The 24,407-nt window shown below is 45.0% G+C and carries 22 protein-coding genes and 1 tRNA gene; 2 read left to right on the forward strand and 21 right to left on the reverse strand.

What is annotated here, in order from left to right; all coding sequences use genetic code 11:
• Positions 1-770 precede the first annotated feature (770 nt).
• The 14 genes from E7L17_RS14120 to E7L17_RS14185 all read right to left on the reverse strand — a co-directional run bounded on the left by E7L17_RS14120 (position 771) and on the right by E7L17_RS14185 (position 16,172).
• A complete protein-coding gene (locus E7L17_RS14120; RefSeq protein ID WP_316323775.1) occupies positions 771-1,964 on the reverse strand; it encodes a spermidine/putrescine ABC transporter substrate-binding protein in 1,194 nt (397 codons plus the stop codon).
• Between the two features lie 4 nt (positions 1,965-1,968).
• Positions 1,969-2,781 (reverse strand): ABC transporter permease, encoded by an 813-nt coding sequence (locus E7L17_RS14125; protein WP_316323776.1) that lies wholly within the window; start codon positions 2,779-2,781, stop codon positions 1,969-1,971.
• Positions 2,778-3,599: an ABC transporter permease gene (locus E7L17_RS14130; RefSeq protein ID WP_316323777.1), complete on the reverse strand. Its 822-nt coding sequence runs from the start codon at positions 3,597-3,599 to the stop codon at positions 2,778-2,780. The genes E7L17_RS14125 and E7L17_RS14130 overlap by 4 nt, the downstream gene beginning before the upstream one ends.
• A complete protein-coding gene (potA, locus tag E7L17_RS14135) occupies positions 3,599-4,732 on the reverse strand; it encodes a spermidine/putrescine ABC transporter ATP-binding protein (protein WP_316323778.1) in 1,134 nt (377 codons plus the stop codon). The genes E7L17_RS14130 and potA overlap by 1 nt, the downstream gene beginning before the upstream one ends.
• 557 nt (positions 4,733-5,289) lie before the next feature.
• On the reverse strand, positions 5,290-6,105 hold the full coding sequence (locus E7L17_RS14140) for a hypothetical protein (protein WP_316323779.1): 816 nt from the start codon (positions 6,103-6,105) through the stop codon (positions 5,290-5,292).
• A gap of 336 nt (positions 6,106-6,441) precedes the next feature.
• Positions 6,442-8,514 carry a methyl-accepting chemotaxis protein gene (locus E7L17_RS14145; protein WP_316323780.1) on the reverse strand — a complete coding sequence of 691 codons (2,073 nt, stop codon included), beginning with the start codon at positions 8,512-8,514 and terminating at the stop codon, positions 6,442-6,444.
• Between the two features lie 346 nt (positions 8,515-8,860).
• Positions 8,861-9,475 (reverse strand): maltose acetyltransferase domain-containing protein, encoded by a 615-nt coding sequence (locus E7L17_RS14150; protein ID WP_316323781.1) that lies wholly within the window; start codon positions 9,473-9,475, stop codon positions 8,861-8,863.
• 178 nt (positions 9,476-9,653) lie between these two features.
• On the reverse strand, positions 9,654-9,869 hold the full coding sequence (locus E7L17_RS14155) for a hypothetical protein (RefSeq protein WP_316323782.1): 216 nt from the start codon (positions 9,867-9,869) through the stop codon (positions 9,654-9,656).
• Between the two features lie 144 nt (positions 9,870-10,013).
• Positions 10,014-10,451: a metal-dependent transcriptional regulator gene (locus tag E7L17_RS14160; RefSeq protein WP_316323783.1), complete on the reverse strand. Its 438-nt coding sequence runs from the start codon at positions 10,449-10,451 to the stop codon at positions 10,014-10,016.
• Between the two features lie 27 nt (positions 10,452-10,478).
• Positions 10,479-12,203, reverse strand: coding sequence for an ABC transporter ATP-binding protein (locus E7L17_RS14165; RefSeq protein ID WP_316323784.1), 1,725 nt, complete (start codon positions 12,201-12,203; stop codon positions 10,479-10,481).
• Positions 12,200-13,021 (reverse strand): ABC transporter ATP-binding protein, encoded by an 822-nt coding sequence (locus E7L17_RS14170; protein ID WP_316323801.1) that lies wholly within the window; start codon positions 13,019-13,021, stop codon positions 12,200-12,202. The genes E7L17_RS14165 and E7L17_RS14170 overlap by 4 nt, the downstream gene beginning before the upstream one ends.
• Positions 13,022-13,071: 50 nt before the next feature.
• Positions 13,072-14,094: an iron ABC transporter permease gene (locus tag E7L17_RS14175; protein WP_316323785.1), complete on the reverse strand. Its 1,023-nt coding sequence runs from the start codon at positions 14,092-14,094 to the stop codon at positions 13,072-13,074.
• Entirely contained in the window at positions 14,091-15,119 is a 1,029-nt protein-coding gene (locus E7L17_RS14180) for an iron ABC transporter permease (RefSeq protein ID WP_316323786.1), read from the reverse strand. Before E7L17_RS14180 ends, E7L17_RS14175 begins: the two co-directional genes overlap by 4 nt.
• A 75-nt stretch (positions 15,120-15,194) precedes the next feature.
• Positions 15,195-16,172 carry an ABC transporter substrate-binding protein gene (locus E7L17_RS14185; RefSeq protein WP_316323787.1) on the reverse strand — a complete coding sequence of 326 codons (978 nt, stop codon included), beginning with the start codon at positions 16,170-16,172 and terminating at the stop codon, positions 15,195-15,197.
• Between the two features lie 302 nt (positions 16,173-16,474).
• Here E7L17_RS14185 and E7L17_RS14190 point away from each other — a divergent pair, with 302 nt between their 5' ends.
• Together E7L17_RS14190 and E7L17_RS14195 are read left to right on the forward strand one after the other, a co-directional pair.
• Positions 16,475-17,446 (forward strand): AraC family transcriptional regulator, encoded by a 972-nt coding sequence (locus E7L17_RS14190; protein WP_316323788.1) that lies wholly within the window; start codon positions 16,475-16,477, stop codon positions 17,444-17,446.
• 239 nt (positions 17,447-17,685) lie between these two features.
• Positions 17,686-18,240: a GNAT family protein gene (locus E7L17_RS14195; protein ID WP_316323789.1), complete on the forward strand. Its 555-nt coding sequence runs from the start codon at positions 17,686-17,688 to the stop codon at positions 18,238-18,240.
• A gap of 264 nt (positions 18,241-18,504) precedes the next feature.
• On the opposite strand, the gene E7L17_RS14200 is transcribed toward E7L17_RS14195, so the two are convergent.
• The 7 genes from E7L17_RS14200 to E7L17_RS14230 all read right to left on the reverse strand — a co-directional run bounded on the left by E7L17_RS14200 (position 18,505) and on the right by E7L17_RS14230 (position 24,381).
• Positions 18,505-19,161: a CatB-related O-acetyltransferase gene (locus tag E7L17_RS14200; protein WP_316323790.1), complete on the reverse strand. Its 657-nt coding sequence runs from the start codon at positions 19,159-19,161 to the stop codon at positions 18,505-18,507.
• Between the two features lie 191 nt (positions 19,162-19,352).
• Positions 19,353-19,436, reverse strand: a tRNA-Leu gene (locus tag E7L17_RS14205).
• A gap of 80 nt (positions 19,437-19,516) precedes the next feature.
• The gene (locus E7L17_RS14210; RefSeq protein ID WP_316323791.1) at positions 19,517-20,122 is read right to left on the reverse strand and encodes a toprim domain-containing protein; all 606 of its coding nucleotides are present in this window, start codon (positions 20,120-20,122) and stop codon (positions 19,517-19,519) included.
• Positions 20,119-21,171: a DNA polymerase III subunit delta gene (holA, locus tag E7L17_RS14215; RefSeq protein ID WP_316323792.1), complete on the reverse strand. Its 1,053-nt coding sequence runs from the start codon at positions 21,169-21,171 to the stop codon at positions 20,119-20,121. The genes E7L17_RS14210 and holA overlap by 4 nt, the downstream gene beginning before the upstream one ends.
• The gene (locus E7L17_RS14220; RefSeq protein ID WP_316323793.1) at positions 21,171-23,399 is read right to left on the reverse strand and encodes a ComEC/Rec2 family competence protein; all 2,229 of its coding nucleotides are present in this window, start codon (positions 23,397-23,399) and stop codon (positions 21,171-21,173) included. The genes holA and E7L17_RS14220 overlap by 1 nt, the downstream gene beginning before the upstream one ends.
• Positions 23,400-23,454: 55 nt before the next feature.
• The gene (locus E7L17_RS14225) at positions 23,455-23,994 is read right to left on the reverse strand and encodes a phosphoribosyltransferase family protein (RefSeq protein WP_316323794.1); all 540 of its coding nucleotides are present in this window, start codon (positions 23,992-23,994) and stop codon (positions 23,455-23,457) included.
• Positions 23,995-24,042: 48 nt separating this feature from the next.
• Positions 24,043-24,381 carry a histidine triad nucleotide-binding protein gene (locus E7L17_RS14230; protein ID WP_316323795.1) on the reverse strand — a complete coding sequence of 113 codons (339 nt, stop codon included), beginning with the start codon at positions 24,379-24,381 and terminating at the stop codon, positions 24,043-24,045.
• Positions 24,382-24,407 lie beyond the last annotated feature (26 nt).

Below are 24,407 nucleotides of genomic sequence, written 5' to 3' on the forward strand. Positions count from 1 at the left end.
AGACCGCATGCTTATTCTACAACAAAGGGAGTTTTTTTGTCCTTTTCAACGCTAAAGCTTTTTTCGCTCCACCGGCACAGCCGGTGGTTGTTTGAACAAGAGAAAACAGGCATAAAGCAGAGATAGTCTCCGTTTTATGCCTGTCTATTCATTCATGTGCTCCAAAAGGGTTCTTTTCAATTATCTAAATCTTGGAGGTCCAGGATTCCACGGGGGTCTTGGTGGGCCGGGAGGTCCGGGGTTCCACGGGGGTCTTGGCGGACCAGGGTTCCACGGAGGTCCGGGGTTCCACGGGGGGTAAGGTGGCCTTCCACATTGTGGACAAGAAGGGTACAGCCACCACCACAAAGGCATCGGCATTTCAAATTCCTCCTTTTGTCCATAATATGCAGCTTGTCATACTTTGGGAAAGGAATTCGTTTTTCTTTGTATTTGTTGGTTGCAAGGAGCCTTGCGGATCGTATTTTGTAATAGCATCCAGTTACAATATATAGTTTTTAATTTGCCACAACCCATTAAAAATATAAAATACTCTATCCTCTTCCTAGTAAGCTCTATTTAATAATTAAAATCTATAAAAAAACTAAGCATCATCGACATCGCCGATGATGCATTTAATAAAATCGATTGTACTGATTGTGATTAAGCATTTTATAAGTAGAAATAAATGCCTTTTTGATATTAAAATTGAAATTAAGTATTAAAAAACGCTCTTGAGGTAACATAACTGTTCACTCAAAAGCGTTTTTTTGCTATCTTATAAGCGTATTTTATTGCAAGTCCCATTTGCGCTTATGACGCTTATACAGCACGACACCAATATAAAGCAGTAAGAACCCGCACAGTATCGCGATTAGGGTAGCCGTTTGCCCCGGCCCGCCCATTTTCACCTCTGCCCACAGAGTATCCAGAAGCAGATTCGTATCCTCCGGTAGAGTTGCGAACGTTTCTGACTGCTGTAAAATCTCTTTTGGCGGGTAATAAATCGGGTTGTTTTGAACCTCTTCCGGCAAAAGTGCCTTTGCAGCACTCTCCGGAGTAGAGTACCCAATGTACGACACATTCGCTGCCGCAATCTCCGGATTACACAAAAAGTTGATATAGGCTTCCGCTGCCGCTTTGTTTTGGGAAGTGGATGGAATGCACATGGCATCTACAAAAAAGTTTGTACCATTCTTAGTTGGGATGGCAAACCCAATTTCAGGGTTAGAATCCACCAGGGTTGCGGCATCCCCTGCATAATAGGGAGCAAGCCATGCTTCGCCACTGGCCATCTTATCAAAGATTTGATCCATTACATACGCCTGAACAAGTGGTTTTTGTTGTTTGAGAAGCATAGCCGCTTCTTCCCACTCATTTGGATTAATGCTATTAAACGAGAAGCCCAAACGCTTTTGCGCAATTCCAAACGCATCGCGCGGGTTATCGAACATCAATATTTTTCCGGCGTATTTTTCATTCCATAAAATATCCCAGCTGTCTACTGTTTCTTTGATGTAATTTTTATTGTAGAAAATACCTACCACACCCCATGTATAAGGCACTGAATATTCATTGGTAGGGTCGTAGACCGGTTTTAGAAAATTAGCATCGATATATTTTGAGTTAGGAATATTTTTATAATCGAGCTTTTGCACCAGCTTTTCTTTAATGAGTTTTGAAACCATGTAATCGGACGGAATCACAACGTCGTAATTCGCACCGCCGCTTACAAGCTTTGCATACAGGTTCTCATTGCTCTCAAAGGTGGTGTAGTTTACCTGAATTCCGGTTCTACGGGTAAATTCCTTGTTTACGTCAATACTGCCGTCCACGCCGTTTGAGATATACTCTCCCCAGTTATACACATTAATGGTTACACCGGTTTTGGGTACCGACTCTTCTGCCGCATTTGCAGACAACGGTAGTATAACGGGCAGTAAAAAGAGTAACGAAAGTGTATAAGCCGCCAATCTTTTTTTCAATTGACTATGCCTCCTCCCTCTCTGCTTCCTGCTGTTTGTCCTTTGACCGGCGAACATTTACAATTAGCAGCAGCACCAGAATGGTACCGAACAATAACGTGGAAAGCGCGTTTATTTCAGGGCTAATTCGTTTTCTGGTCATGGAATAAATATAAATCGGCAGTGTTTGCGTTGTTCCACTGGTAAAGTAGCTGATGACAAAATCATCAATAGAGAGCGTGAACGCCATAATCATTCCGGTAACAACACCGGGAATAATTTCAGGCAGCACGACCTTAAAAAAGGACATTACCGGAGGGCAGCCCAAGTCCTGCGCAGCCTCATAAAGGTGCGGGTCCATCTGCCGCAGTTTTGGCAATACCGATAAAATAACATACGGCAATGAGAATGTGATATGAGCTAGAATCAGCGATACCATTCCCAAAGATACTCCACCGAGCGCACGGGCAAAAAACACAAACAGCAGCATGAGAGACACACCGGTTACGATTTCGGGATTCACCATCGGGAAATTCGTAATGTTCATTACCGCTTTACGCGCCCAACGCTTCATACCGTTAATGCCGATAGCAGCAGCTGTTCCAATCGCCGTTGCACCCAATGAGGAAATGAGTGCAATAATCAGCGTATTTTGCAGTGCTTCTAAAATGAGGCGGTCTTCAAACAGGCGACGGTACCAGCGCAGGGAAAACCCAGACCACACTGAGCGGCTCATGGTAGACGAATCGTTAAACGAAAAAATAATTAAAATCACAATTGGCGCATACAAAAACAAATACACCAGCGCCATGTAGAAACGGGATACGGTCTTGGTCATATCAGCATCCCCTCCCCATCTTCATTTCCCTCGTCAAACTGGTTCATGATGCCCATGCAGATGAGAATGAGCAGCATCAAAACAAGAGAGATTGCAGAGCCAAGGTTGGGATTATAGGCACTGCCCAAAAACTGCATATCAATTAAATCGCCAATCAAAAGATTTCCGCCTCCGCCGAGCATTTTTGAAATAATGAAAGTACTCACAGACGGTACGAAAACCATGGTAATGCCTGAAATAACACCCGGCATGCTCATGGGCAAAATCACCTTGAGGAACACCTTTCTCCTTCCGGCACCAAGGTCTTGTGCGGCTTCCACCACACTCTGGTCTATTTTGGTAAGCACCGAGTAAATCGGGAGAATCATATAAGGTACGTAGTTATATACCATACCCAGCACCACCGCACCCGCTGTATTAATGAGGTGCAGCCTGCCAAAGCCCAGGCCAACAAGGAAGGTGTTAATAATGCCGTTATCCTCTAAAAGAGTCATCCACGCATAGGTGCGCAGCAAAAAGTTCATCCACATGGGAAGCATCACCAGCATAATTAAAATGCCCTGCCGGTGCGAGTTAGCTCGTGAAATCAAGTAAGCCAGCGGGTATCCCATCAGTAATGAAATTACAGTAGCAATCAGCCCCAGCCAAATGGACCTCAGAAACACATTGGAGTACTGGCCGACTTCTGCTATATTTTTTATGGTAAAGGCGCCTTGTTGGTCGGTAAAAGCAAAATACCCCACCAAAATCATAGGTACTATAATAAAAATACCCATCCATACAAGATAAGGCGCCGATGAAGTTTTCGATTTAATCATTAATTCTCGGCCTCCTCTCCCTCATCCGGGGGCTGAGAATCCTCCTCCATCTCGTCACTGAAGGTGCTGTAATCGCCAAACGTACCCGAGTATTCCGATTTTTTCATAATATGAATATCATCTGGCTGCAAAATTAGGCCAATTTCATCGCCCACCTCTTGGTAATCGGTAGACTGAATCATCCATTTAAAGTCCTGTACATCTACAATAATCTCATAGTGCACGCCTTTAAAATTCACAGAGGTTATCACGCCAGATATATGCCCCTCAATGGGCGAGACCACCTCAATGTCTTCCGGGCGAATCACAACATCCACCGGTTCCATGGGACGAAAGCCTTTATCAAGGCAATCAAATTTGCGGCCTGCAAACTCAACGACAAAGTCTCGGTGCATCACACCGTCAATAATATTGCTTTCCCCAATAAAGTCTGCAATAAATGCGTTTTGCGGCTCGTTATAAATATCCTGCGGGCTGCCAATTTGCTGGATTCTGCCTTTGTCCATAACCACAACGGTGTCAGACATAGAGAGTGCTTCTTCCTGGTCGTGCGTAACAAACACAAAGGTAATCCCCAGCTGCTGCTGAATTTTTTTCAGTTCAGCCTGCATGTCTTTGCGCAGCTTTAAATCGAGCGCACCCAAGGGTTCGTCGAGCAAAAGCACCTTCGGCTCATTTGCCAGTGCCCGTGCAATTGCCACACGCTGCTGCTGACCACCGGAAAGAGAATTGACACTGCGGCGGGCAAAACCACTTAGGTTAACCATCTCGAGCATTCGAGTAACTGTTTCACGAATTTGCGCTTCTGGCTTTTTGTGAACACGCATACCAAATGCTACATTCTCAAATACATTCAGATGCGGGAACAACGCATATTTTTGAAATATCGTATTTACCTCTCGCTTATGTGCGGGTAGGTTGTTGATCTTTTTCCCATTAAAAAGAACATCGCCTGTGTCTGGTTTTACAAATCCGCCAATAATACGCAGAGTTGTCGTTTTACCGCAGCCAGAAGGGCCTAACAGCGTAACGAACTCACCGTCGCGGATATTGAGATTGAAGCTTTTCAGCACATTCTCTTTGCCAAACGACACATCAATGTTCTGTAATGAAATAATTGTGTTATTTTCCATAAGTGCATCCCCTTTGCGGTAAATATAAAGTTGCGCCAAACCAATAATGGCTCTAACGCAAGCCCAGCTTCGCCGTATTTGTTGCCCCCCGCAAAGGATTTTTCACAATCACTGCTGACTGCGGCAACTTAACAAAGCCGATTTTTAGATGCATACGCAACTAGTAAAAAAAGTGTTGCTATAAAAGACTCGAATACATATCTTTCCCCCGCCATTGGCGGGGGAAAGATATTCTTATCACATTCAAGCAACACTCTAAAATAATAGTGTGAAAAATGCGAATTGTCAAGATATTATTTGATTTTATACCGAATTTTGATATTTTTTGAATATATCGCTCAATTTATGCGGTTTTTAATTGGTTTTTCTTCCATATCCTTTGATTTTCATGGGTTGTGATTGCTTTTCTTCCGAAAAATAAAAACGACAAAGCGGAAAACCGCCTTGCCGCAGTAAATTCAAATTAATTATGATGCACATGATTTACAAAGGCGTCTCCTACCATTCAGTATACCCCTAATGTAAAGCAATATTATGTATAAATCGGGGCAGCGCATTTAACTTTTACGTGCGGGTACTAGAGATGCTTCGGCTGCCTGCATTACATCAACTGGTACCGGGTCTTCAGTTGCCACTTGCTCTACCGCTGCTGTGGCAGGCTTGTTTTCGGCAGTCTGCGTGAGAGCCGCTGCCTGAAGCGCCTGTGCAGCCGGTGTTAATGCACTGCCGGTAATGATGCCGTCTGCACCAATGGAATAGATTTTGTCGCCAATGGTACGGGTCGTTTTTATGGCATACTCACCGTTTTCATAATAATATTGATTTCCATCATATGTAACAAAACCCGTGGTGGGGTAATTCAGCTGACTTAGCTTAAACCAAGATGTCCATTTATTTTTGGCACGGCCAAAAACCGGTTCTTTTTTCATGTTATAGCCTACATCGCGATTATCAATTCCAACATTGTTGCCAACATAAACACCAACATGACCGGGCTGGAATAAAATAAGGCCATGTGTTCTGGGCAAAGACGACCAATTGCTATAATTAATGGTACCCTTTGTTTTGGCAGCCTTCAGCATCCCGCTGCCGGTACCCGAAACTTGCAGCAAATTGGAGTTCGGGTTTGATTTTTCGCCTGTCCACCACAAATAAGATTTTATTAAACCAGAGCAATCGGTATATCGGCTACCGTTCCGAAGCTGACCATAAGAACCGTAGCTATACTTCCAGTTTTCTGTATAGGCTTTCAGAACATGCTCAGACAAACCAACGCCGGTTTTTACTTCTGCCGCCTGCGCAGGTACACACAGACCAGTAACGGTTAACAGGCAAAAGGCAAATGCAGCGCAAGCCGCCAATAATTTCTGCATTTCTGAAATCCTCCCTAATTTTACATTAATTTGCGAGCTACTCTCATTACAAAATATTACAACTGTAACAAATTGGTTACAGTTTAACATAATCCTTGGAAGATTACAAGTTATAATTCTGCTTTTTTGCATGATTTTGGTGCACGATTTGTTAAAAAACACAGGAATATTCTTCCAGATGCTCTAAAACGCAGGTCAAATAAGACTTTTTCTGCTATTTCTGAACACCAAAACAAACACAATTGGGTAACATAATACCGGCAGGTAACCCTTTTGAGGAACCTGCCGGTATTATTCATCTTCATCTTGTTTTAAATTGACTACACAACTCTATTCTTAAAAAAAGTCGTTATATTCTATCGAATCGTTTTTACCAGTAGAGGGTCGATCCAAAACAAATTTTGAGACCTCCTGCTGCAATGCCTGCGCCTGTGCAGCCAGCTCTTCACTGGAAGCAGAGCTTTCTTCCGCTGTGGCGGCATTGTTCTGCACCACAGAAGAAACCTGCGAAAGCCCCAGCGTAATTTGTTCAATAGCACTCGCCTGCTCTATGGATGCTCTCTCTACATGCCCAATGGATTCGCTAATCAGCTTTGCCTTTTCTCCTGCCTCCGAAAGCACACGGGAGGTGTTCTCGGCGGTTTCAGTGCCCTCCTGCACAGTTGCTCCGGCGTTTTGGAGTAATACCGCGGTTTGTTTTGCCGCCTCTGCCGACTTATGTGCTAAATTACGCACCTCATCCGCTACAACAGCAAAGCCTTTACCTGCTGAACCGGCACGAGCAGCTTCAATTGCCGCGTTCAAAGCCAGTATGTTCGTCTGCAAGGCAATATCCTCAATCACCTTGGTGATGTTCGAAATTTCGTCGGAGGATTGGCGTATTTCTTCCATCGCTCTGGTCAGCTTTAACATTTCGTCGTTGCTCTGCCGAATTCCGGAGGCCGCTTGCTCAACATATTCCGTAGCCTGTCTTACATTCTGTACGTTTTCCTCCGACTGCTGCTCTACCGTAGCAATGGAGGCCGTAAGCTCTTCCACCGTAGCCGCCTGCTCGGAAGCGCCGGCAGCCAAAGCCTGCGCCGCGGCAGAAACCTGCTCCGCTCCGGTATTCACCTGCTGAGAAGCGATATCAATTAGGGATAGTGTTTCATTCAAGGAACCTGAAATTTGCACCAGTGCCGTTTGTATGGGCTTAAAGTCACCTACATACTCCAAATCTATCTGCACACGCATATCACGCTCGGCCATTTGATTCAGTTTTTCTGAAATATTGTGAACATAGCTTTGCAGAGAAGCAACTGTGGAGCGAAGTGCCTCTGCCAACACGCCAAACTCGTTTTGCGAACGGTAATCGAGGTCAATATTCAAGTTGCCCTGTGAGAGCTGGGTCGCAACCTCTGCCATTTCTTCCAAGGGGCGTGAGATTTTACGCCTTACGAACCGAATCAGTAATACAATTGCAACAAGCATTAACACGATTTCAACAATAACGGCGATGAAAACGGCCATTTGTACCGCAGCATTTGTTGCTTCGAGAGATACACCTGCAAAATAAATACCAACTGCTTTACCGCTTGTATCAATAATCGGCTGGTATGCCGTGGCGTAAGGCTTACCAAGAATCGTAGCGGTACCGTAATACGGCTCTTTTTCCTCCAATACCTGCTTTGCTAATTTTGCATCCAGCTTTGTACCTACCACACGCTTGCCTTTATCCTCAATGGTGGTGTTGGCACGCTCGTCACCAATAAAAATAGTAAATTCACTGCCAGTCATATTTTTCATTTTATCTACAAACTTTTCTTCGACCAATGAATAGCCGGTAGATATCGCGCCCACTATTTTCCCCTCAGAGTCTTTAATGGGTGCTCCGGAGTGAATGCCAAGCCGAACTTCACTGCCTACATCTGTATGCGTCGTTACCTCACCCTTTAGAGCATTTGCTATATCAGCCTGGCTGGATAGCGTATCCCCCGTTTTATCGCTATGTGTGCGGGCAATCACCGTACCCTGGCTGTTTACAACCGTAACAAAGTCTACATCCATTGTCATTTCTTTCATAGATGCCGTAACCGCCGATTTGATTGCGGCCGCATTCCCCTGTTGCAGCGCGGTGATTACACCCGTTTCAAGCGCTAGATTTTTAGCATCTACTGCCGACTTTGTTGCGTAGTCTTCGGCAATTGCATTTAATGTAGTAATAGCCATTTGGCTGCGTTCCGTGTCGATTTGCTGAATTACATTTTGGTTGCTGTAAGACATATATAGAACACTGATACTACCCACTGCCAAAATAGAGCAGATAGCAAATAGAGCTAGTTGAAAACCAATTTTACGGAAAAGTGGAATTTTGTTTGCTTCCGCTAATGACCGTGTCGTGTTTTCCGATTCTTTTTTAAATTGAATCATGTTTTTTCCCCTTTAAAATGTGTTATTAGAAAGATTTTTTGAGCAATGTAAATTTCGATCTGTATAATTTCTGGTACTACAATGTCAGGGTGCGCTGGAAAAGCGTGACGACTTTTTTTGACATTAATTTACAACTTTTATAGCCCTATTATATCGGAGCTTTGTTTCGCTGTCAAACCGAAAGTATGAAGTAAAAATGGCTTATCTTTGAGGAAAATTCACAAAAAACAAAAATGATTCCTTGTTTTAAAAAATAGCCAAAATTAATATAAACAATCCATTTTATATGTAAGATAAAACAGAAGCCGCCGAATAAAAAAACGGCGACTTCTGTTATATTCTTATTCTATTGTGAAGCGAGTTCACGTTCAAATCGCAGTCTGCGTTCTTCCCAAATGGAGGCGTCCTCCTGCGTGATTTCTCGCAGCACCCGGCAGGGGTTCCCAACGGCAATGACTCCCGCTGGTATCGATTTTGTTACCACCGAGCCGGAGCCAATTACACTTTGCTCCCCGATTTCTACTCCACCGTTAATTACCGTGTGCCCCCCGACCCAAACATGATTACCAATTGTGACCGGGCTGGCAAATTCAAGAAAGGTGGCTCGTGTCGTTGCATCAATGGGGTGCGAAGCTGTATATATGCCTACCTGCGGCCCAAACATAACATAATCGCCGATGGTAACAGGGCAACCATCCAGAATCACACAATCAAAATTCGCGTAGAAATGGTCGCCTATGTGTATTTGGCTACCGTAATCGCAGCGAAAATTGGGCTCGAAGAAAACATCTTCACCCATAGAACCGAGAAGCTGCTGCAAAATACTGGTGCGGTACTCCCAGTCCCCCTCTCTTGAGGCATTATAAAGCCGCAGTAGTTTTCTGGCACGGAGCAGGCCTGCCATGAGTTCATCGTTTATGTGGTAGAGTTGCCCGCTGGTCATACGTTCTTTCATACTCATTTTTATTTGCCCTTCTTTCCCGTTTTTCTTGTGAATTCTTTTCACTAGCAAGGTTCGGTTTTACAAGGCTTTTGATTAACAACAAATGGTGCTTACCTAAATTATAAAAGGTAAGCACCATTTGTCAATCTGAAATAGAGTTCTTTGATAAAACACCTACGTATTTTGCTTTCTTCCGTTATGGCTCATTTGTATTTATCGTAATTGGAAGAATGCTGCGAGCCCCAGTAATCTTACGAATTGAGAAAATCCGCGGAGTATACGCAATTAGGATGGAGTTTTCATCCGCTATTACAATAACGCCGTACTCATTTATGCATATTGTTCCGCTTGCGCTCGAGGCTGGCCCCATTGTAAACTCTACATTATCTCCGGGAGAATTAAAGGAATACATGTTTTTCACTTGGTCACTAGCGCAGCTTTACAGATAAGAGCCAGCGAAAGCACACACACGAAAAGGAAAGCTCCGGGCAATTTCGCCGGAGCTTTCCTTTATCTATTATTCGCTTTTCTAACATAAAAATAGTTGCCGGCCGACTTAGCCAGAAATGCTTTGGCAGCAAACCTGTGAGGTAACAGGGCAGCGTATGCAGAGGCTCCTCTCGTATGCCTCTTTTTTTATAAAGCAGCAGATCGCACAGATACTTTCTTTGCTTAGCAGGTACGTCATGGAACAGGCATCCTGCTTTGCTGCCTCTGAATTAACACCAAGGATCGTGACCAGAAGCCAAAGTAAAAGCTCGAATTTATCCAGCAGCCGAATCACTTCGCGCTCCCCTATCTGTGTAAGGAACACACGCCGCTGCAAATCTCTAAATAACAATCCCTTGCTTGTAAGTCTGCTTACCGCAAGGCTTGCACTTGCCTTGCTTACAGAAAGCTTATTGGCAATGTCAATTACGCGAACAGACCCTCTATCCAATGAAAGCTCGTAAATTGCCTTGATGTAATGTGCTTGCGATTTTGATAATTGCACCTCTGTCGTCACCTCCCAGAAAACTGCTTACGATGCCTTTGCCTGATTCAAGCGGAAATATATTCCTTTTTGTGCCATCAGTTCCTCATGGGTTCCCAGCTCAGCAATACCAGTACCATCCAGCACAATAATTTGATCCGCACTTTGAATGGTAGAAAGCCGGTGTGCAATGACCAATGTCGTGCGATGCTTTGCGATTTCATCCAGCGCCGCTTGAATCTCCTGCTCGGTTTTTGTATCAAGTGCAGAAGTTGCTTCATCCAAAATTAGAATGGGTGAATTGCGCAGTATGGCGCGCGCAATAGAAATACGCTGCTTTTGCCCGCCGGAAAGGCGGATTCCTCTCTCCCCAATCTCCGTATCGTAGCCATCTTCCATTTTCTCGATAAAATCGTGCGCATTGGCGGCCTTTGCAGCGGCAATCACATCTTCTCTTGTCGCTTCCTTCCAGCCGTAAGCAATATTATCATATACCGTACCATTAAACAGAAAGGTGTCCTGCAACACCATGGAGATATTGTCTCGCAGGCTGGTCAAAGTTACGTCGCGAATATCCACGCCGTCAATCAGGACCGCTCCCTGCTGTGGGTCGTAAAATCGGTTTAGAAGATTTGCAATGGTGGATTTGCCCACACCGGTTGTGCCGACTAACGCAACGGTTTGCCCAGGCTGAATGGTAAGGTTCACATTTTGCAAAATTGGCATATCTTCATGATACGAAAAGGAAAGATTGCAAAGCTGAATTTCACCCTTTACACGGGGTAAAACCGCAGAATTTTTCTTTTCTTTTACATCGGGTGCGTCGTCAATTACTTCAAATACACGGCGGCACCCGGCAGTGGCTTCTCCCGCACGCTCCACCAAGCTAGAGAAGCTTTTTACAGGTGCGTAGAACATGGAAAGATACATAACAAAGCCTACAATATCGGCTATGCTTACTTCTCCCGTACCAACCAAATGGCCGCCATATACGACTACAATAACGGTACCCAGCGCTGTTACAAATGCCAACAGCGGGTAGGTTGTTTCAAAGAAAAAGCTGGCCTTTAGGTAAGCACGGCTATGACGCAGAGAAAGGTTCTCCACCTTTTTTTCTTCCTGCTCCTGTTGGTTAAAGATTTGAATTTCTTTAATGCCAGAGAGATTATCCTGTACCGTTCCCGAAAGCTCCCCGCGGATTTTGGAGTTTTCTTTCCACGTAGGGGAAACATGTACGCTCTGCCAAATGGTGATACCCAAAAGAAAAGGAATTGTTATGAGGCTTACGAGAGCCAGCTTTAGATTAATGGTAACAAGCAATGCGCCCACACCCAAGAAGGTTAGAATATTGACAATAAAATCTGGTATTACATGTGCGAGCAATATTTCTGCATCCATTGTATCGTTCACGACCCGTCCGGTTAAATCACCGGTACGGCTCTTATGAAAATAACGCAGGCTCATATGCTGAAGCTTTCGGTAAAGCCGCCCACGCAAATCTGCTACATAATGCAAGGCTGCGTAATGGTTTAAATAACCGGAAGCCGAGCTACCCGCCGCCTGCAACGCCGTTGCAAGCAATAGCAATAGGCCAATACGCAGAGCTTCGGCAGCAAAATGAGCCGAACCATCCGTTGCAAGTCCGGTAAGCTCACGGAGCGCCCAAGGAGTGTAAAAGCCCGCAAAGGTTGAAATGATCAAAGCCAGTAGTGCTAGGGAAAAATGCCCCCAATATTTTTTCGCTTCCTGTAAAACGCGAAGGGTGGTCTTCATACCGCAATAGCCTCCTTTAAGGCAGAGGCATCTGTGCGTATTAAATCATAGGTAAGACAGACCGGTCTGCCAGAGCCCTGCTCATACACAATTTGTGCATCAATTGAAAAAGCATCCCTCAGCACCTGCGGAGTCATTACCTCTTTGGCGGTACCGTGCATTATGATGCTTCCACTCCGAATGGCAATCATATAATCGGAAAAACGGGCGGCAAGATTTAAGTCGTGAAGCACCATTGCGATGGTACAGCCCTGCCTGCGGTTGAGGTCGTAGAGAAGCTCCAGCACCTCAAGCTGGTGCGCCAAATCGAGGTACGTGGTAGGCTCATCTAGTAAAATCAAATCGGTTTGCTGAGCCAGCGCCATTGCAATCCATACCCTTTGCCTTTGCCCACCGGAAAGCGTGTCTACCTCGCGGTTTTCAAAATCTGTCAGCTTTGTTACAGACAATGCCCATTGAATGATTTTCTTATCCTCTGGAGTCAGCTTGCCAAAACCACGCTGATGCGGAAAACGTCCATAGGCCACCAGCTCACCTACGGTTAACCCACTGGGTGCGGTCGGTGTTTGCGGCAGAATCGCCATCTTTTTCGCTATCTCTTTGGTTGAGAGCTTGCGAATGTCATCTCCGGACAAATAGACCAGACCATTTTGGGGTTTTAAAATACGGCCAATTGCCTTTAAAACCGTAGATTTTCCGCACCCGTTGGGGCCAATAATGGATGTAATCTTTCCGTGCGGTATTTTCATATCCAATGCTTTTACAATGAGAGCCTCATCGTAAGCAATATCTAAATTTTCAGTTGTTATGCTGTTCACCGTGTGATTCATGTTTCCTCCCTCTCCTGAATGCTCCCAAAACCGAATGGTTAGTTTGACTTTGCAAGCAAATATAAGAAATATGGTGTGCTTAGTACGGTAATTACTATTCCCGTAGGAACATCGGTTCCCATACTAATACTTCGTGTGATGGTGTCTGCCAGTAAGACGACTGCCGAACCAACCAGGCAGGTAGCCGGTAGAAATACCTTGTGGTTGGGGCCAACCAATCGCCGAGCTATATGGGGTGAAATCATTCCCACAAAGAAAAAGTTGCCGCCAAGTGCCACACTGCCGGATGACAATGCAACCGCCGCAAAGGAAAGACCCAAAAACTCCCGGTTAACCGCTACACCCAAACCCGTTGCCGTTTGGTTGCCCAAATGCAATGTGTTAAGCACCTGCGACTTATAAAATACATAGCAAAGCAAAAGCAATGTCCATGGAGCAAGAACCGCTAGGTAGCTCCATTTGTCTCCCCAAAGACTGCCGGCACTCCAGCGCTGAATAAAATCCATTTGATTTTGGTCGAGCTTGAGAGTCAACAGCGTAGTGAGTGCTCCATACCCACTCGAAAGTGCTACGCCGGTAAGAATAAGCCCGGTTGGAGAAATGTCTCTCCCGCGCCGATGCGACAATATAAAGATGAGGCCTGCCGCTGTAATTCCGCCTACAAAGGCAAGCAGAGGCAACATAATTGCCGATGCCATCCCCTGAACTGAGAAAAACACGACAAAAATAAGTACAAATAACCCGGAGCCAGAGCTAATACCCAACGTGCCGGGGCTGGCCATATCGTTGCGGAGCAGACTTTGCATAATACAGCCAGAAGCTCCCATTCCAAATCCTACAAGCACCGAAAGTATGATGCGGGGAAGCCGAAACTCAAGTACGATTAAATTCTGCCTGTGGGTTCCCTTACCCAATATAACTTGGAGAACCTCCGAGGGAGAAAGATTCATCTTACCGGAATTCATTCCGACCACTGCAATTACAAGCGTTAATAGTGCTAAAAACAGGATCACGAAAACGCCCCTTTGAATGGTGAACCGCTGTTTTAAGGATGAACTCATTCAAACTCCCTCCTTTGCTTACGTGCAAGGTAGAGAAAGTAAGGAACACCCACTACGGCAAATATAATTCCCAATGGGGTTTCATACGGTTTGTTGATTATTCTTCCCATTAGGTCTGCAAACACAGTTAATAGTGCACCATACACGCCGGAGGCAGGGATAATGTAACGGTAGTCTACCCCCACCAAATAGCGTACAATGTGAGGTGTAATCAACCCTACAAACCCTACCGGCCCAACCACAACCACAGAAAGTCCGGTAAGAAGCAATACGATAATGGTGGATATACCCTTCACAAGCCCGGTTCTCATTCCAAGCCCGGTAGCCACGTCTTCCCCCAAACTCATAACGGTAACGCTAGGGGATAACACAACTGCCGCCAAGGTGGCAATAAGAAAAATAGGAGCAACAATGGCAAGCTCATTCCATTTGGCGTTAGCCGTTCCTCCTGCCGTCCAAAATGCCAAAGCCTGCCCCAAATGATACTTTATGGACAGGTACTGTGAAAACGCACCAAATAGCATCGATATGGAAATACCGGCCAAAACCAACCGTTGCGGGGTCATTCCCCGTTTACCAACGGAAGCAATGGAATAGGTAATTCCGGTTGCAACGGCAGCACCCATACAGGCAAACAGCATGGTTTGACCGTAGGTGCGCCCGGGAAAATAGGCCATACAAGCCGCTATTGCAAAGGTTGCACCCGAGGAGATTCCCATTAAACCCGAGTCGGCTAAAGGATTCCGGGTAGTTCCCTGCATTAGCGCACCGCAGATGGCAAGGCTGCACCCAACAATCAAATCTGCCACAGTGCGGGGAAAACGAAGCGTTTGAATAATTTGGTGCTCAGTCTGGCTTGGGTCGAAGTGAAAAACAGCACCCCATGCGGTAGATAAACTCATATCGGCGGCACCGAAGCTGATCGACGCCGCCGACATGAGCACCAAAAGCACCGCACCCACCAGCATGTACAGTGTGAAGCGCGCTCTACCGCGCAGCTGCTGTTTTGCAGGGAGTAGTTGCATGAAAAAGAATCCTCTCTATCCGTTGTTTCATATGGCTAACATAAGCCCTTATTGGGTTATTAGTCTAATATCTTGTTACGACTTTAAGTTCTGAAAGGCTTTATCAATGAAATCAATTTGTTCAGTCAGGCTCAAAACATCGGAATAGAAGAACAATCCTTGGTATTCACCGGGAACCTCAATGACATGGCCAGCGGCAACTGCGGGGATGCTCTTCCAAATCTTTGATTTCATATATTCCGAATCTTTGCCCTCTTGGCGGCACCATAAAATATAGTCACCAAAATATTCGTGAGCGACCTCATAGCTAATGTTTCCTCTTTGCTGCTTTGAACTTTCAATTAATGCCGCAAGCTTGTCTGGGTATTTCAGGCCCAAATAATGATACATCAGCGTGCCGCCACGGGAACCAGTTTCGTAACCAATTCCAGACCATTCACCCGATGGACCCCAGTCTTCTAATATGCTGAAGGTTTTTCCCTGAAAGCGGTCAGTCTGGAGGGTTTTTTGAGCATTTGCCAGCTTTTCTTTAAAAACAGCAACACTTTGATTTGCCGTTTCTTCCATACCAGTTGCTTCTCCAATGATTTTAACACGCTCTTCAGAGGGTACACTTTCTTCAATCACCAATACCGGCGCAATTTTTCCGAACTTTTCAAAATCTTCCTTGTCATAAGTAACAATCAAGTCGGGCTCCAGCGCCATTACTTCTTCTGGCTCCCACTTTTCTATATTCTTTGTTGCCATCATTTTGTCATAAAAGGGCATGGTTTTCTGCGCCCAGCAATAGTAACCCGACACATTGAGTCCCGCCGCATACACATCACCTATGTACCAGTTTACCACCACATTCTTCGGGTGAACGGGAACTTTAATGTCTCCCATTACGGTAGAAACAGTGCGAATTCCGTTTTCTTCTTGAATTGCAGAGCTTGCACTTTCCTGTGGCTGGCTTACATTTGCAGTTGTATTTTGGCAGCCTGTGGCAGCAAAAATCACCGCAAAACTTAAAATGGCAGGGATTATTCTCTTGCCGATTATCTTCATCATCATTCTCCTTGGCTAAACTTCTATTTTTGTTCTTGCGCGCTCTTTTAGTTAGATTAAGCTAACTAAATACAATCGTATCATTAGAACTTCTTTCTGTCAATTGGAAAACATGAGAAGTGCCGGAAGTTTAGCTTAAGGCTCTTCATTCAAAATCTCAGTATACATGGGATTACTTTGCAATTTAGCATATAATCAAATATTCATTTTAGATTCTATTTATCCCATTTTGGATTCTATTTTATTGCAATGCGATTTGATTCAATGATATACTAATGGTACCAAACTATCTACAGGAGGATGCCGAATTGGACAAGACGAATGAGTACGAGCAGGGCTGGGGGGCATTGGCAAAACACTACCATTTGAAAGAATATCGGCATCAGCAGTTTGCAGAATACATCTTTCCTGGTACTTGGGAAAACGGTTGGATACGAGAACTCCATGCTGGTGAGGGCTTATTTGCCGCCAGCGCTTGGTTTCAATATGATAAAAAGATAGAGTATACCATTCGAACATCTCGGCACTTTCTGCTGGTGTTCTGCATTGACCAAGGCACCATTACCATAACACAGCAAGGAAAAGCGGCTCGAAAATTAACGCCATTTACACAACTTGTGATTGGCAATGGTAAGCCACTACGAATTACAATTCCAGCAGGGGAACACGTTTGCTTTACAAGCGTAATGATTTTTAATTCCTGCATATCTTCATTTTTAACGAACAACAAAATAAGCTACCCTATTTTGCTAGATGATGCAAAGGAATGGATGCCACGCCACATTGATACACCAAACATTATGCTTGTTATGGAGCAGATACGCTGGGGGGTTCGCGGGAACCGATTGCCGCTGCCCGCTTATCTTTGCAAAGCCATGGAGCTGCTGTACCTGTTTGCACATAACAGAGACATGGAGCTGCACAAACGCAACCGCCGCCACTATGTGACATGGGAAAACGAACAAAAGCTCTACCGTGTAAAGGAGAGAATCGATGCAAATCCGCTGCCGATGCCCTCTACGGAAGAGCTCTGTATTTTAGCTGAAATGAGTGAAAGCAAGCTTCGTATTAGCTTTAAAAGCCTATATGGCCAAACGCTGTATCACTATAAGCGAGAAGCGGTAATGAAACGAGCGATGCAGTTACTGGCGGACGATGAACTCAATATTAAGAATATAGCGGTTCGCTGTGGCTATGAAAACGCCGCCAAATTTTCGGCGGCATTTCAAGATGTTCATGGCATTACACCCAGTGCATTTCGTAAAACATTTGACCTGTAATCTTTACCGAAATGGAGAATTCGAAAAAAAGGGTTGAAGTATAAAAAATACTTGTTACAATAAAAACATCGAGCTTGATAAAGATAGAACAATTGAAAACGAACAAATAATTATGAAACACTGTACTTCCTATTTCATCGTACCCTCTTGGTAACCTAGAAAGTACAATTGCTCGCAAACACGGAAAGAAAGTGTGTATCGAATGGTAAATAAAGTTTTATTTTTAAAGGAGCGATATGATGTCTTTGGCAGATTATATCACTAATAAACCGATCATCGAAACCGAGCGGCTTACCGTTCAACCGTTGCAGCCCACTGACATTCCAGCTCTCAAAGAGTGGATGCCGGACAAATCACTTTATACCTATTGGGGAAAAGGCCCGGGAAAAACGGATAAAAACCCCGAGCTGTTATTTACGAAAGTGGAAAAACCTACGAAGAGCTTTCACCTTGGAATTGTGATGAAAGAGAATCAAAAGGCAATTGGGGAGCTATGGGTTTATTTAATTGAAAAAGATCGGATGGGTAAGGTGGCAATACGCCTCTCGAACGAATACCACGGAAAAGGAATCGCCCATGAAGCATTAATGGCTGTAACGCGATTCTGCTTCGAGAACACAGAGCTCCAGCGACTTTGGACGGATGTAGATATTCGTAATACTGCGTCTATTCAGCTTCTTGAAAAATGTGGTTTTCAAAAAGAGGGTCTTATTCGGCAGGGCAAGATGGTTAGTACATGGTGCGATTATTATATTTATGGCTTGCTCAAAACGGACGTTACCAACCCCAATTAACATTACCGTTAACATGCTATATTTTATGTTTATCTTGAAAAGCCGGAGCTTTAAATCTCCGGCTTTTTGATTTGAAGCAAATTATCATGGTGTACAAAACTTCTACATAGAATGCTTTGTAACAGTTGCTTTGAATCTAAATCAAATCTCTTTAAAAAATAAGCTCCGGAGGCTAAAACAGCTTAGCCCTCGGAGCTTATAAATATAAATTACATGTTTCGATGTGTACTGCCCATAGGAAGCATACTCGTTCGTTCTACAAGCTTATGAATTCAATTTCCCTAGAATTCTCTCTTTCACCTCTGCAAGATTGCTGCTGCAAAGTGCAGGTAAAAATGCTACAAGCTCATTAGGCTCAAAGTTCCACCACTCCAGTTTTAACAGCGATGAAATCAATTCCTCATCAAATCTTTTTTTAATAAACTTGGCAGGGTTTCCACCCCAAATTGTATATGGTTCAATGTCTTTTGTTACTATGGAATATGCAGCAACAATCGCTCCGTCACCAATTTTCACGCCAGGCATGATTACACTTTCTCTACCAATCCAAACATCATTGCCGATTATCGTGTCGCCTTTATGGGGTAGTTGTGACAAATGAGAAGGGGTATTTTCTTGCCAAGCTCCACCAAAAACATGAAATGGATAAGTGGTTACGCTACTCATTCTGTGATTCGCACTACCCATAATAAATGTGGTACCGCTCGCAATGGCACAAAATCTTCCGATAATTAATTTATCACCAAATTCCGGATAGTTAAATAAAACATTGTTTTTTTCAAAGCCTATTGGGTCAACTGCATCATCGTAATATGTGTAATCACCAACCAAAATGTTTGGTGCAGTAACCACATTCTTTAAAAAAACTGAAGTTTTGTATTCATTGGGATAGATTACATGGGGATTCGGTACTTGTTTCATTTCATCTTCTCCTCTATTTTTTATAAATCACCTCCAAACATAGTTTTTAATACAATTGCAACTGCTTTTATTTTTCTCAACTTTTCCATTGTGAATAGCTCCTAAATCTATGAAATAACCATTTGAATCATCATATCAAATAAAACAAATAAAGTCATGTATGAGTTCAAAACTCATACATGACTTTGGTTTGGTGCGGCTAATGGGACTTGAACCCATACGTTAAAAACACACGCCCCTCAAACGTGCCTGTCTGCCAATTCCAGCACAGCCGCATATCTCGAGAAGGCAAAATGCCGACTCGACGAAGAGTATTATAGCATTCTGATGAAAGACTTGTCAACTAAAATTCGATTTATTTCAAAAGTTTTTCTATCATTTCGTGGTATTCTTCATAAGACATCATGCTATTGAGCACTTTAAGCAAAGCATTTGTAGCTAGATGCTCTGGCAGATAAAGGTGAGAAAGTAAAAGCTTCCGATTTTGCGCGCTGTTTTCTCCGCCCGTTAAGCCATCACTAAATAAATCTGCTTTTTGTATTTTTCGAATTGCAGTATTCGCATCATTTGGTAAATCCTCTTCTTCGCAAAGAACACCGGCACGGCTAAGTGCCTCTAAAATCTGCTGCTTTGAAACGCCCTCAACCCCTAGCTTCCCTTCTTTGGAGGCTTTTTCTTTCCGACGTTCCTTGCCCAGAACATCCGGTATATAAGCGTGCTTTATATACTTCTCTGGGATTGCACTCATCAGGTGGTGACGAATCATAAAGCCCGCAGAGTCACTGTCGGTTAAAATAAGCAAGCCTCTTGATTGCGCCATACGGCGAATGAGCGCCATCTGCTGCTCATCCTTAAAAATTTGAAAGCCGCGTGTCTCAATAATTAGGCCATCGATAATCGACGACAGCTTAATTTTATCGTATTTTCCTTCCACAATCACAGCTTCTTTTATTTTAATCAAGTTATTCGCTCCTTCTCGGCAATTAGCAGTAGCCGGGCTATCAGCTTCTCCATTAAAATTCGGTCGTTGGTTCGTGAGCTTTTCAGCCCAATATCGGTCTCCAGCAAAACAGAAAGGCTCTCCCTTAGCTTCTCCAAAGAAAGGCTTTTCATATCGCGCTCTGCATTTTTCAGGCGGAACTCCTTGCCTTTGTAGGGAAAATAGCTTGCCAGCTCTGCTGAGCTATGCCCTCCCTGCACACATGCACGCACCCGGTACATATCCACATAAGCGGAAGACAAAACCGCTAATACGGCTACCGGCTCTTCCCGCTGTTGGTACAGTAAATCAAGCAGTGAATAGGCTTTGTCGTACTGTGCTGCAACCAGTGCTTTGGAGAGCAGGAACACCGTTGTTTCTAAATTTTTTACCGCAATTTGATCGATTATCGCTCGTGTGATAGCGCCGCTGCCTATGTACGCACAGAGCTTGTCCAGCTCATGAAATAACGTTTTCAGCTCTTTTCCGCACTGGGTAATTAGAAAGCCTGCATCTTGCCGAGAAAGCGTACAGCCACGTTTTTCTGCATAAGCGCACAACAGTTTCTCTAGCTCTGCCCCATCACGCTGGCGCACCTCAACTACCGTTCCCTGCTTTTTCACGGCGGTAAGCCATTTCTTCCAAGCGGTGGATTTTTTTACATCCATGACAAGTGTTGGTTGAAAAACGAGCAAAACGGTACTTTCCGGTAGATTCTCCACCAGTTCATACAGCTTATTGAGTTCCCGTGCTGGCAGCTTTTCCACATCCAAATCGTGAATAACTACATACTTTCTCTCTGCCATCATGGGCAAGGCCTCTGCTGCGTCCGCTACACGGTCTGCTAATAGGCCATCACCCGAAAAACGCTGTACGTTAAAATCGGCAAATGGAATCTCCGATACTTTTTTCAGTAGCCGCTGTAAATAAGCGGAAATGATATATTTTTCTTCTCCATATACAAAGTACAGACCGTCCAGCTCCAAACGGTCAGCAGTTTTTTTCCATTGGACTTCCGTAAGTTCCGGCATCAGACGTTCCTCCTCAATGCGATTTTTCCTCCCGGGCGAGTATCGATGATCACATGGCCTGCGTCACCGGTAGACACAGATACAAGGCCAATGTCTCCGAGATGCGTTAGATTCGACTGCGCGGTTTCCTCCGACATAGAGAGCACCGTTACAAGCGGCGCAAGTGCTTCCATATTGCGCGGCAGGTCATCCGCTACCACAAAATCGGCCTGCTGCCAAATAGCAGGGATACGGCTTGCCCGACTTTCTGCCGATGCTAGGAGTATTCTTACGCCATTCACCGTAATTCCCGTATAGCTTTGCTGTCCATTTTTATACTGCTCCACAAGGATGCTATCCCACAGCTTTATCTCTGCCTTGCTTTCATAATAGTCTACCTGCTCCGCACGAAATAGTTGCTTTTGTAAAAACTTATTCTCTTGTCCGTTTTTCCACAACAGTACCTGTTTTGGTTGAAAATAAGAGACAAGCTCCGAAGCGAGCAGAGCTTCATCCTTATTATCACTCAAAAGCTGTATGTAATCAAGCTGGCTTACCCCTTGCCCCTGCAAATAGTTACGGGCAGCGGCAGATTGAAATCCTCCGCAGCCAATTACTGCACCATGCCCCTGATGCGTTAATACAACACAAATACCATCCCCCTCCTGCAACACTGCAACCCTTGTTACCGTGCGCATGGAAAGCTGGTAAGAAAACACGCCGCACAACAGCAATATACCGCTGAGCAGAATCGTGCACTGCTTTGTCCGGTGTGAGGGCGGCATCACCAACAGCACTGCCGCAAGCAGCAGCGAACCGGCAAGCCACAAATGCACAAACCCATAGGAAGCAGAAATACTTGCCCATGGAACCTGCCCCAGCAGGTTTGCACACTCTATCATATAATTTGAGAGCACACCAGTACCAAATGCGAACGGCATGGCCAAAAAGGGCAGCCCTGCCACATAAAGCCCTGCGCCGATTGCGGCGCTTACCATTAACAAGGTAGATGGCAGTATTTGCATTACGTTTGATATAGGCGATATTAGCGAAACCGTACCAAAGGACAAAATGAGGATTGGCAAGGTAAAGATGGTTGCTGTTATTGTGGTACACACCGCAGAATTTACACCATCGAGAACAGTACGCCCAACGGGAACGGCTTCATAGATCGCTCGTAAGCGGATACTAAGCGGCCCCGCACACAAAATCATTCCAAGCGTGGCTGAAAAGGAGAGCAGCAGCCCCAAATCTGCGGCGGCATATGGGTTTGCCGAACCAATCAGCAGTGCGGCAATCCCCAGCGAATTGAGGGAATCTGCCTGACGACGTACCACAATTCCAAACAAATAAATCAGACTCATAATGCCGCTTCGCAGTACCGAGGGCACAAAGCCCGTGACTGCCATAAACGCAAATACACCCACCATTGCCAATGCCGCACCGGCACGGCGCGGCAGGCGGAGCAAACCGAGGAACAGCAGAAAAAACTGCGCCATAGTCGTCATATGAAGACCAGAAACAGATAAGATATGTGTGACTCCGGTTGTTTGAAAATCGGATTTTATTTGCTCCCCAATACCCGAGGTATCCCCCAAAAGCACACCGGCGGAAAGCCCGGCCTGCTTAACAGGCAGTAAGCGGTACAGCGCCCCTGTCATACCACGCCGCAAAGAAAGCGCAGCCAAATACGGCGGCTTACTCTTTGCCGGAGTAATCTTTACCGGCTTGTACTCATATAGGTAACCAAACAGAGTAATCCCTTTGGAAGCATAGTACGAAGGAGAATCGAACCCCTCGCCACCGCGCGGTGTGTAAAAATGCGCTTCGGCCTGTATGGTGTCGTAAGGCTCTACATTCAATGCATTCTGAGCAGAAATACGTACCTTTTCTACATAAGGAGCCGCGTCTGCCTCTAAATGCTGAACCTCAATGACATAATAATACCGTCCATAGGCGCTGACGGGCAGCTCGCAAACCGTACCCGTCAGCACTGCGTCGCGCCCGTTCATTTGCTGAGCGGGTAAAACCACTGCCTGAGCATACGCATAAAACAAGCCGAACGCCGCCGCTGCCGAAAGCAGCGCCATCTGAACGGTACGAAGGGAACGGGTTTTTCTCACACAAGCCAGTACACAAAAGGCTAGCCCACAAACACAGCCCATGGTAAGGGCGCCCGACGCACCAAAATACACCGCCGCCGTTAGAGCCAGCAGGTAACTGAAGCCGATGAGTGCGAAGGGGCGCATGAAAAACCCTCCCGAAAAAACCCTGACTTACCAATACAATAAGCCTTTGGGAATATTATTTAAAGAACAAGGGAAGCGGCTCTAAGAAGATAATGTCGTCACGCTTTGCAGCATCGCCTTCAGCCAACACGCAGGCACGGCCAACCACATTGCCGCCGAACTCGTGAACCAGCTTCTCAATTGCTTGCAAAGATTCACCGGTACTGATCACATCATCCACAATTAAGACTCGTTTTCCGGCAAGGTCTTTATAATCCTCTTCGGAAAGATACAAATCCTGCACGTGGTCAGTTGTAATGGATTTTACCTCCACATGAATGCAGTTGCGCATATAAGCCTTCACACTTTTGCGCGCCACCACATAACGGCGGCAGCCTCTGCGTGCCATTTCATAGCAAAGCGGAATACCCTTTGTCTCCGCCGTAATTACAACATCGTGCTCCGGGCAGCGAGCCAGTAATTCTTCTGCTGCGCGTTCCGTAATCTCAACGTCGCCAAACATGACAAAACCGGCAATATCGAGGTGTTCGTCAATGGGACAAATCGGGAGCTGTCTTTCGCACCCTGCGATGGTCATTTGATATGTTTCTGCCATAATTCTAATTACAGACCTTTCTTCACGTAAATTCAAAACGAAGTGCCATCAACCGGGAGGCCACTCCATAGATCGGCCACCAAGCAAGTGAAAATGCAAATGCTGCACGGTTTGGCCGCCGTCGTTACCGCAGTTGTTTACAAGGCGGAAGCCGCCTGCAAGGCCAAGCTCCTTTGCAAGCTGCGGTGCTTTCTCAAAGATATAAGATACAATTTCGCTGTTCTCACCGGTAATCTCCCAAGCGGAAGCAATGTGCTGTTTGGGAATAATAAGTATATGCACCGGTGCTTTGGGGTCTAAATCGTGAAATGCAAGTATTTTTTCATCTTCATATACTTTTTTGCTGGGAATTTCGCCATTTGCGATTTTACAGAATACACAATCCATCGAAAATTCCTCCTTAACATAAAAGC

The organism is Clostridium sp. (assembly GCF_032576335.1).
Classification (GTDB): domain Bacteria; phylum Bacillota; class Clostridia; order Oscillospirales; family Acutalibacteraceae; genus Faecalispora.

Coding starts and splice junctions, on each gene's coding strand:
- E7L17_RS14125 (WP_316323776.1), bottom strand. CDS start 2,781: ATGACCAAGACCGTATCCCGTTTCTACATGGCGCTGGTGTATTTGTTT.
- E7L17_RS14130 (WP_316323777.1), bottom strand. CDS start 3,599: ATGATTAAATCGAAAACTTCATCGGCGCCTTATCTTGTATGGATGGGT.
- potA (WP_316323778.1), bottom strand. CDS start 4,732: ATGGAAAATAACACAATTATTTCATTACAGAACATTGATGTGTCGTTT.
- E7L17_RS14140 (WP_316323779.1), bottom strand. CDS start 6,105: ATGCAGAAATTATTGGCGGCTTGCGCTGCATTTGCCTTTTGCCTGTTA.
- E7L17_RS14145 (WP_316323780.1), bottom strand. CDS start 8,514: ATGATTCAATTTAAAAAAGAATCGGAAAACACGACACGGTCATTAGCG.
- E7L17_RS14150 (WP_316323781.1), bottom strand. CDS start 9,475: ATGAGTATGAAAGAACGTATGACCAGCGGGCAACTCTACCACATAAAC.
- E7L17_RS14155 (WP_316323782.1), bottom strand. CDS start 9,869: ATGTATTCCTTTAATTCTCCCGGAGATAATGTAGAGTTTACAATGGGG.
- E7L17_RS14165 (WP_316323784.1), bottom strand. CDS start 12,203: ATGAAGACCACCCTTCGCGTTTTACAGGAAGCGAAAAAATATTGGGGG.
- E7L17_RS14175 (WP_316323785.1), bottom strand. CDS start 14,094: ATGAGTTCATCCTTAAAACAGCGGTTCACCATTCAAAGGGGCGTTTTC.
- E7L17_RS14180 (WP_316323786.1), bottom strand. CDS start 15,119: ATGCAACTACTCCCTGCAAAACAGCAGCTGCGCGGTAGAGCGCGCTTC.
- E7L17_RS14185 (WP_316323787.1), bottom strand. CDS start 16,172: ATGATGATGAAGATAATCGGCAAGAGAATAATCCCTGCCATTTTAAGT.
- E7L17_RS14195 (WP_316323789.1), top strand. CDS start 17,686: ATGTCTTTGGCAGATTATATCACTAATAAACCGATCATCGAAACCGAG.
- E7L17_RS14200 (WP_316323790.1), bottom strand. CDS start 19,161: ATGAAACAAGTACCGAATCCCCATGTAATCTATCCCAATGAATACAAA.
- holA (WP_316323792.1), bottom strand. CDS start 21,171: ATGCCGGAACTTACGGAAGTCCAATGGAAAAAAACTGCTGACCGTTTG.
- E7L17_RS14220 (WP_316323793.1), bottom strand. CDS start 23,399: ATGCGCCCCTTCGCACTCATCGGCTTCAGTTACCTGCTGGCTCTAACG.
- E7L17_RS14225 (WP_316323794.1), bottom strand. CDS start 23,994: ATGGCAGAAACATATCAAATGACCATCGCAGGGTGCGAAAGACAGCTC.
- E7L17_RS14230 (WP_316323795.1), bottom strand. CDS start 24,381: ATGGATTGTGTATTCTGTAAAATCGCAAATGGCGAAATTCCCAGCAAA.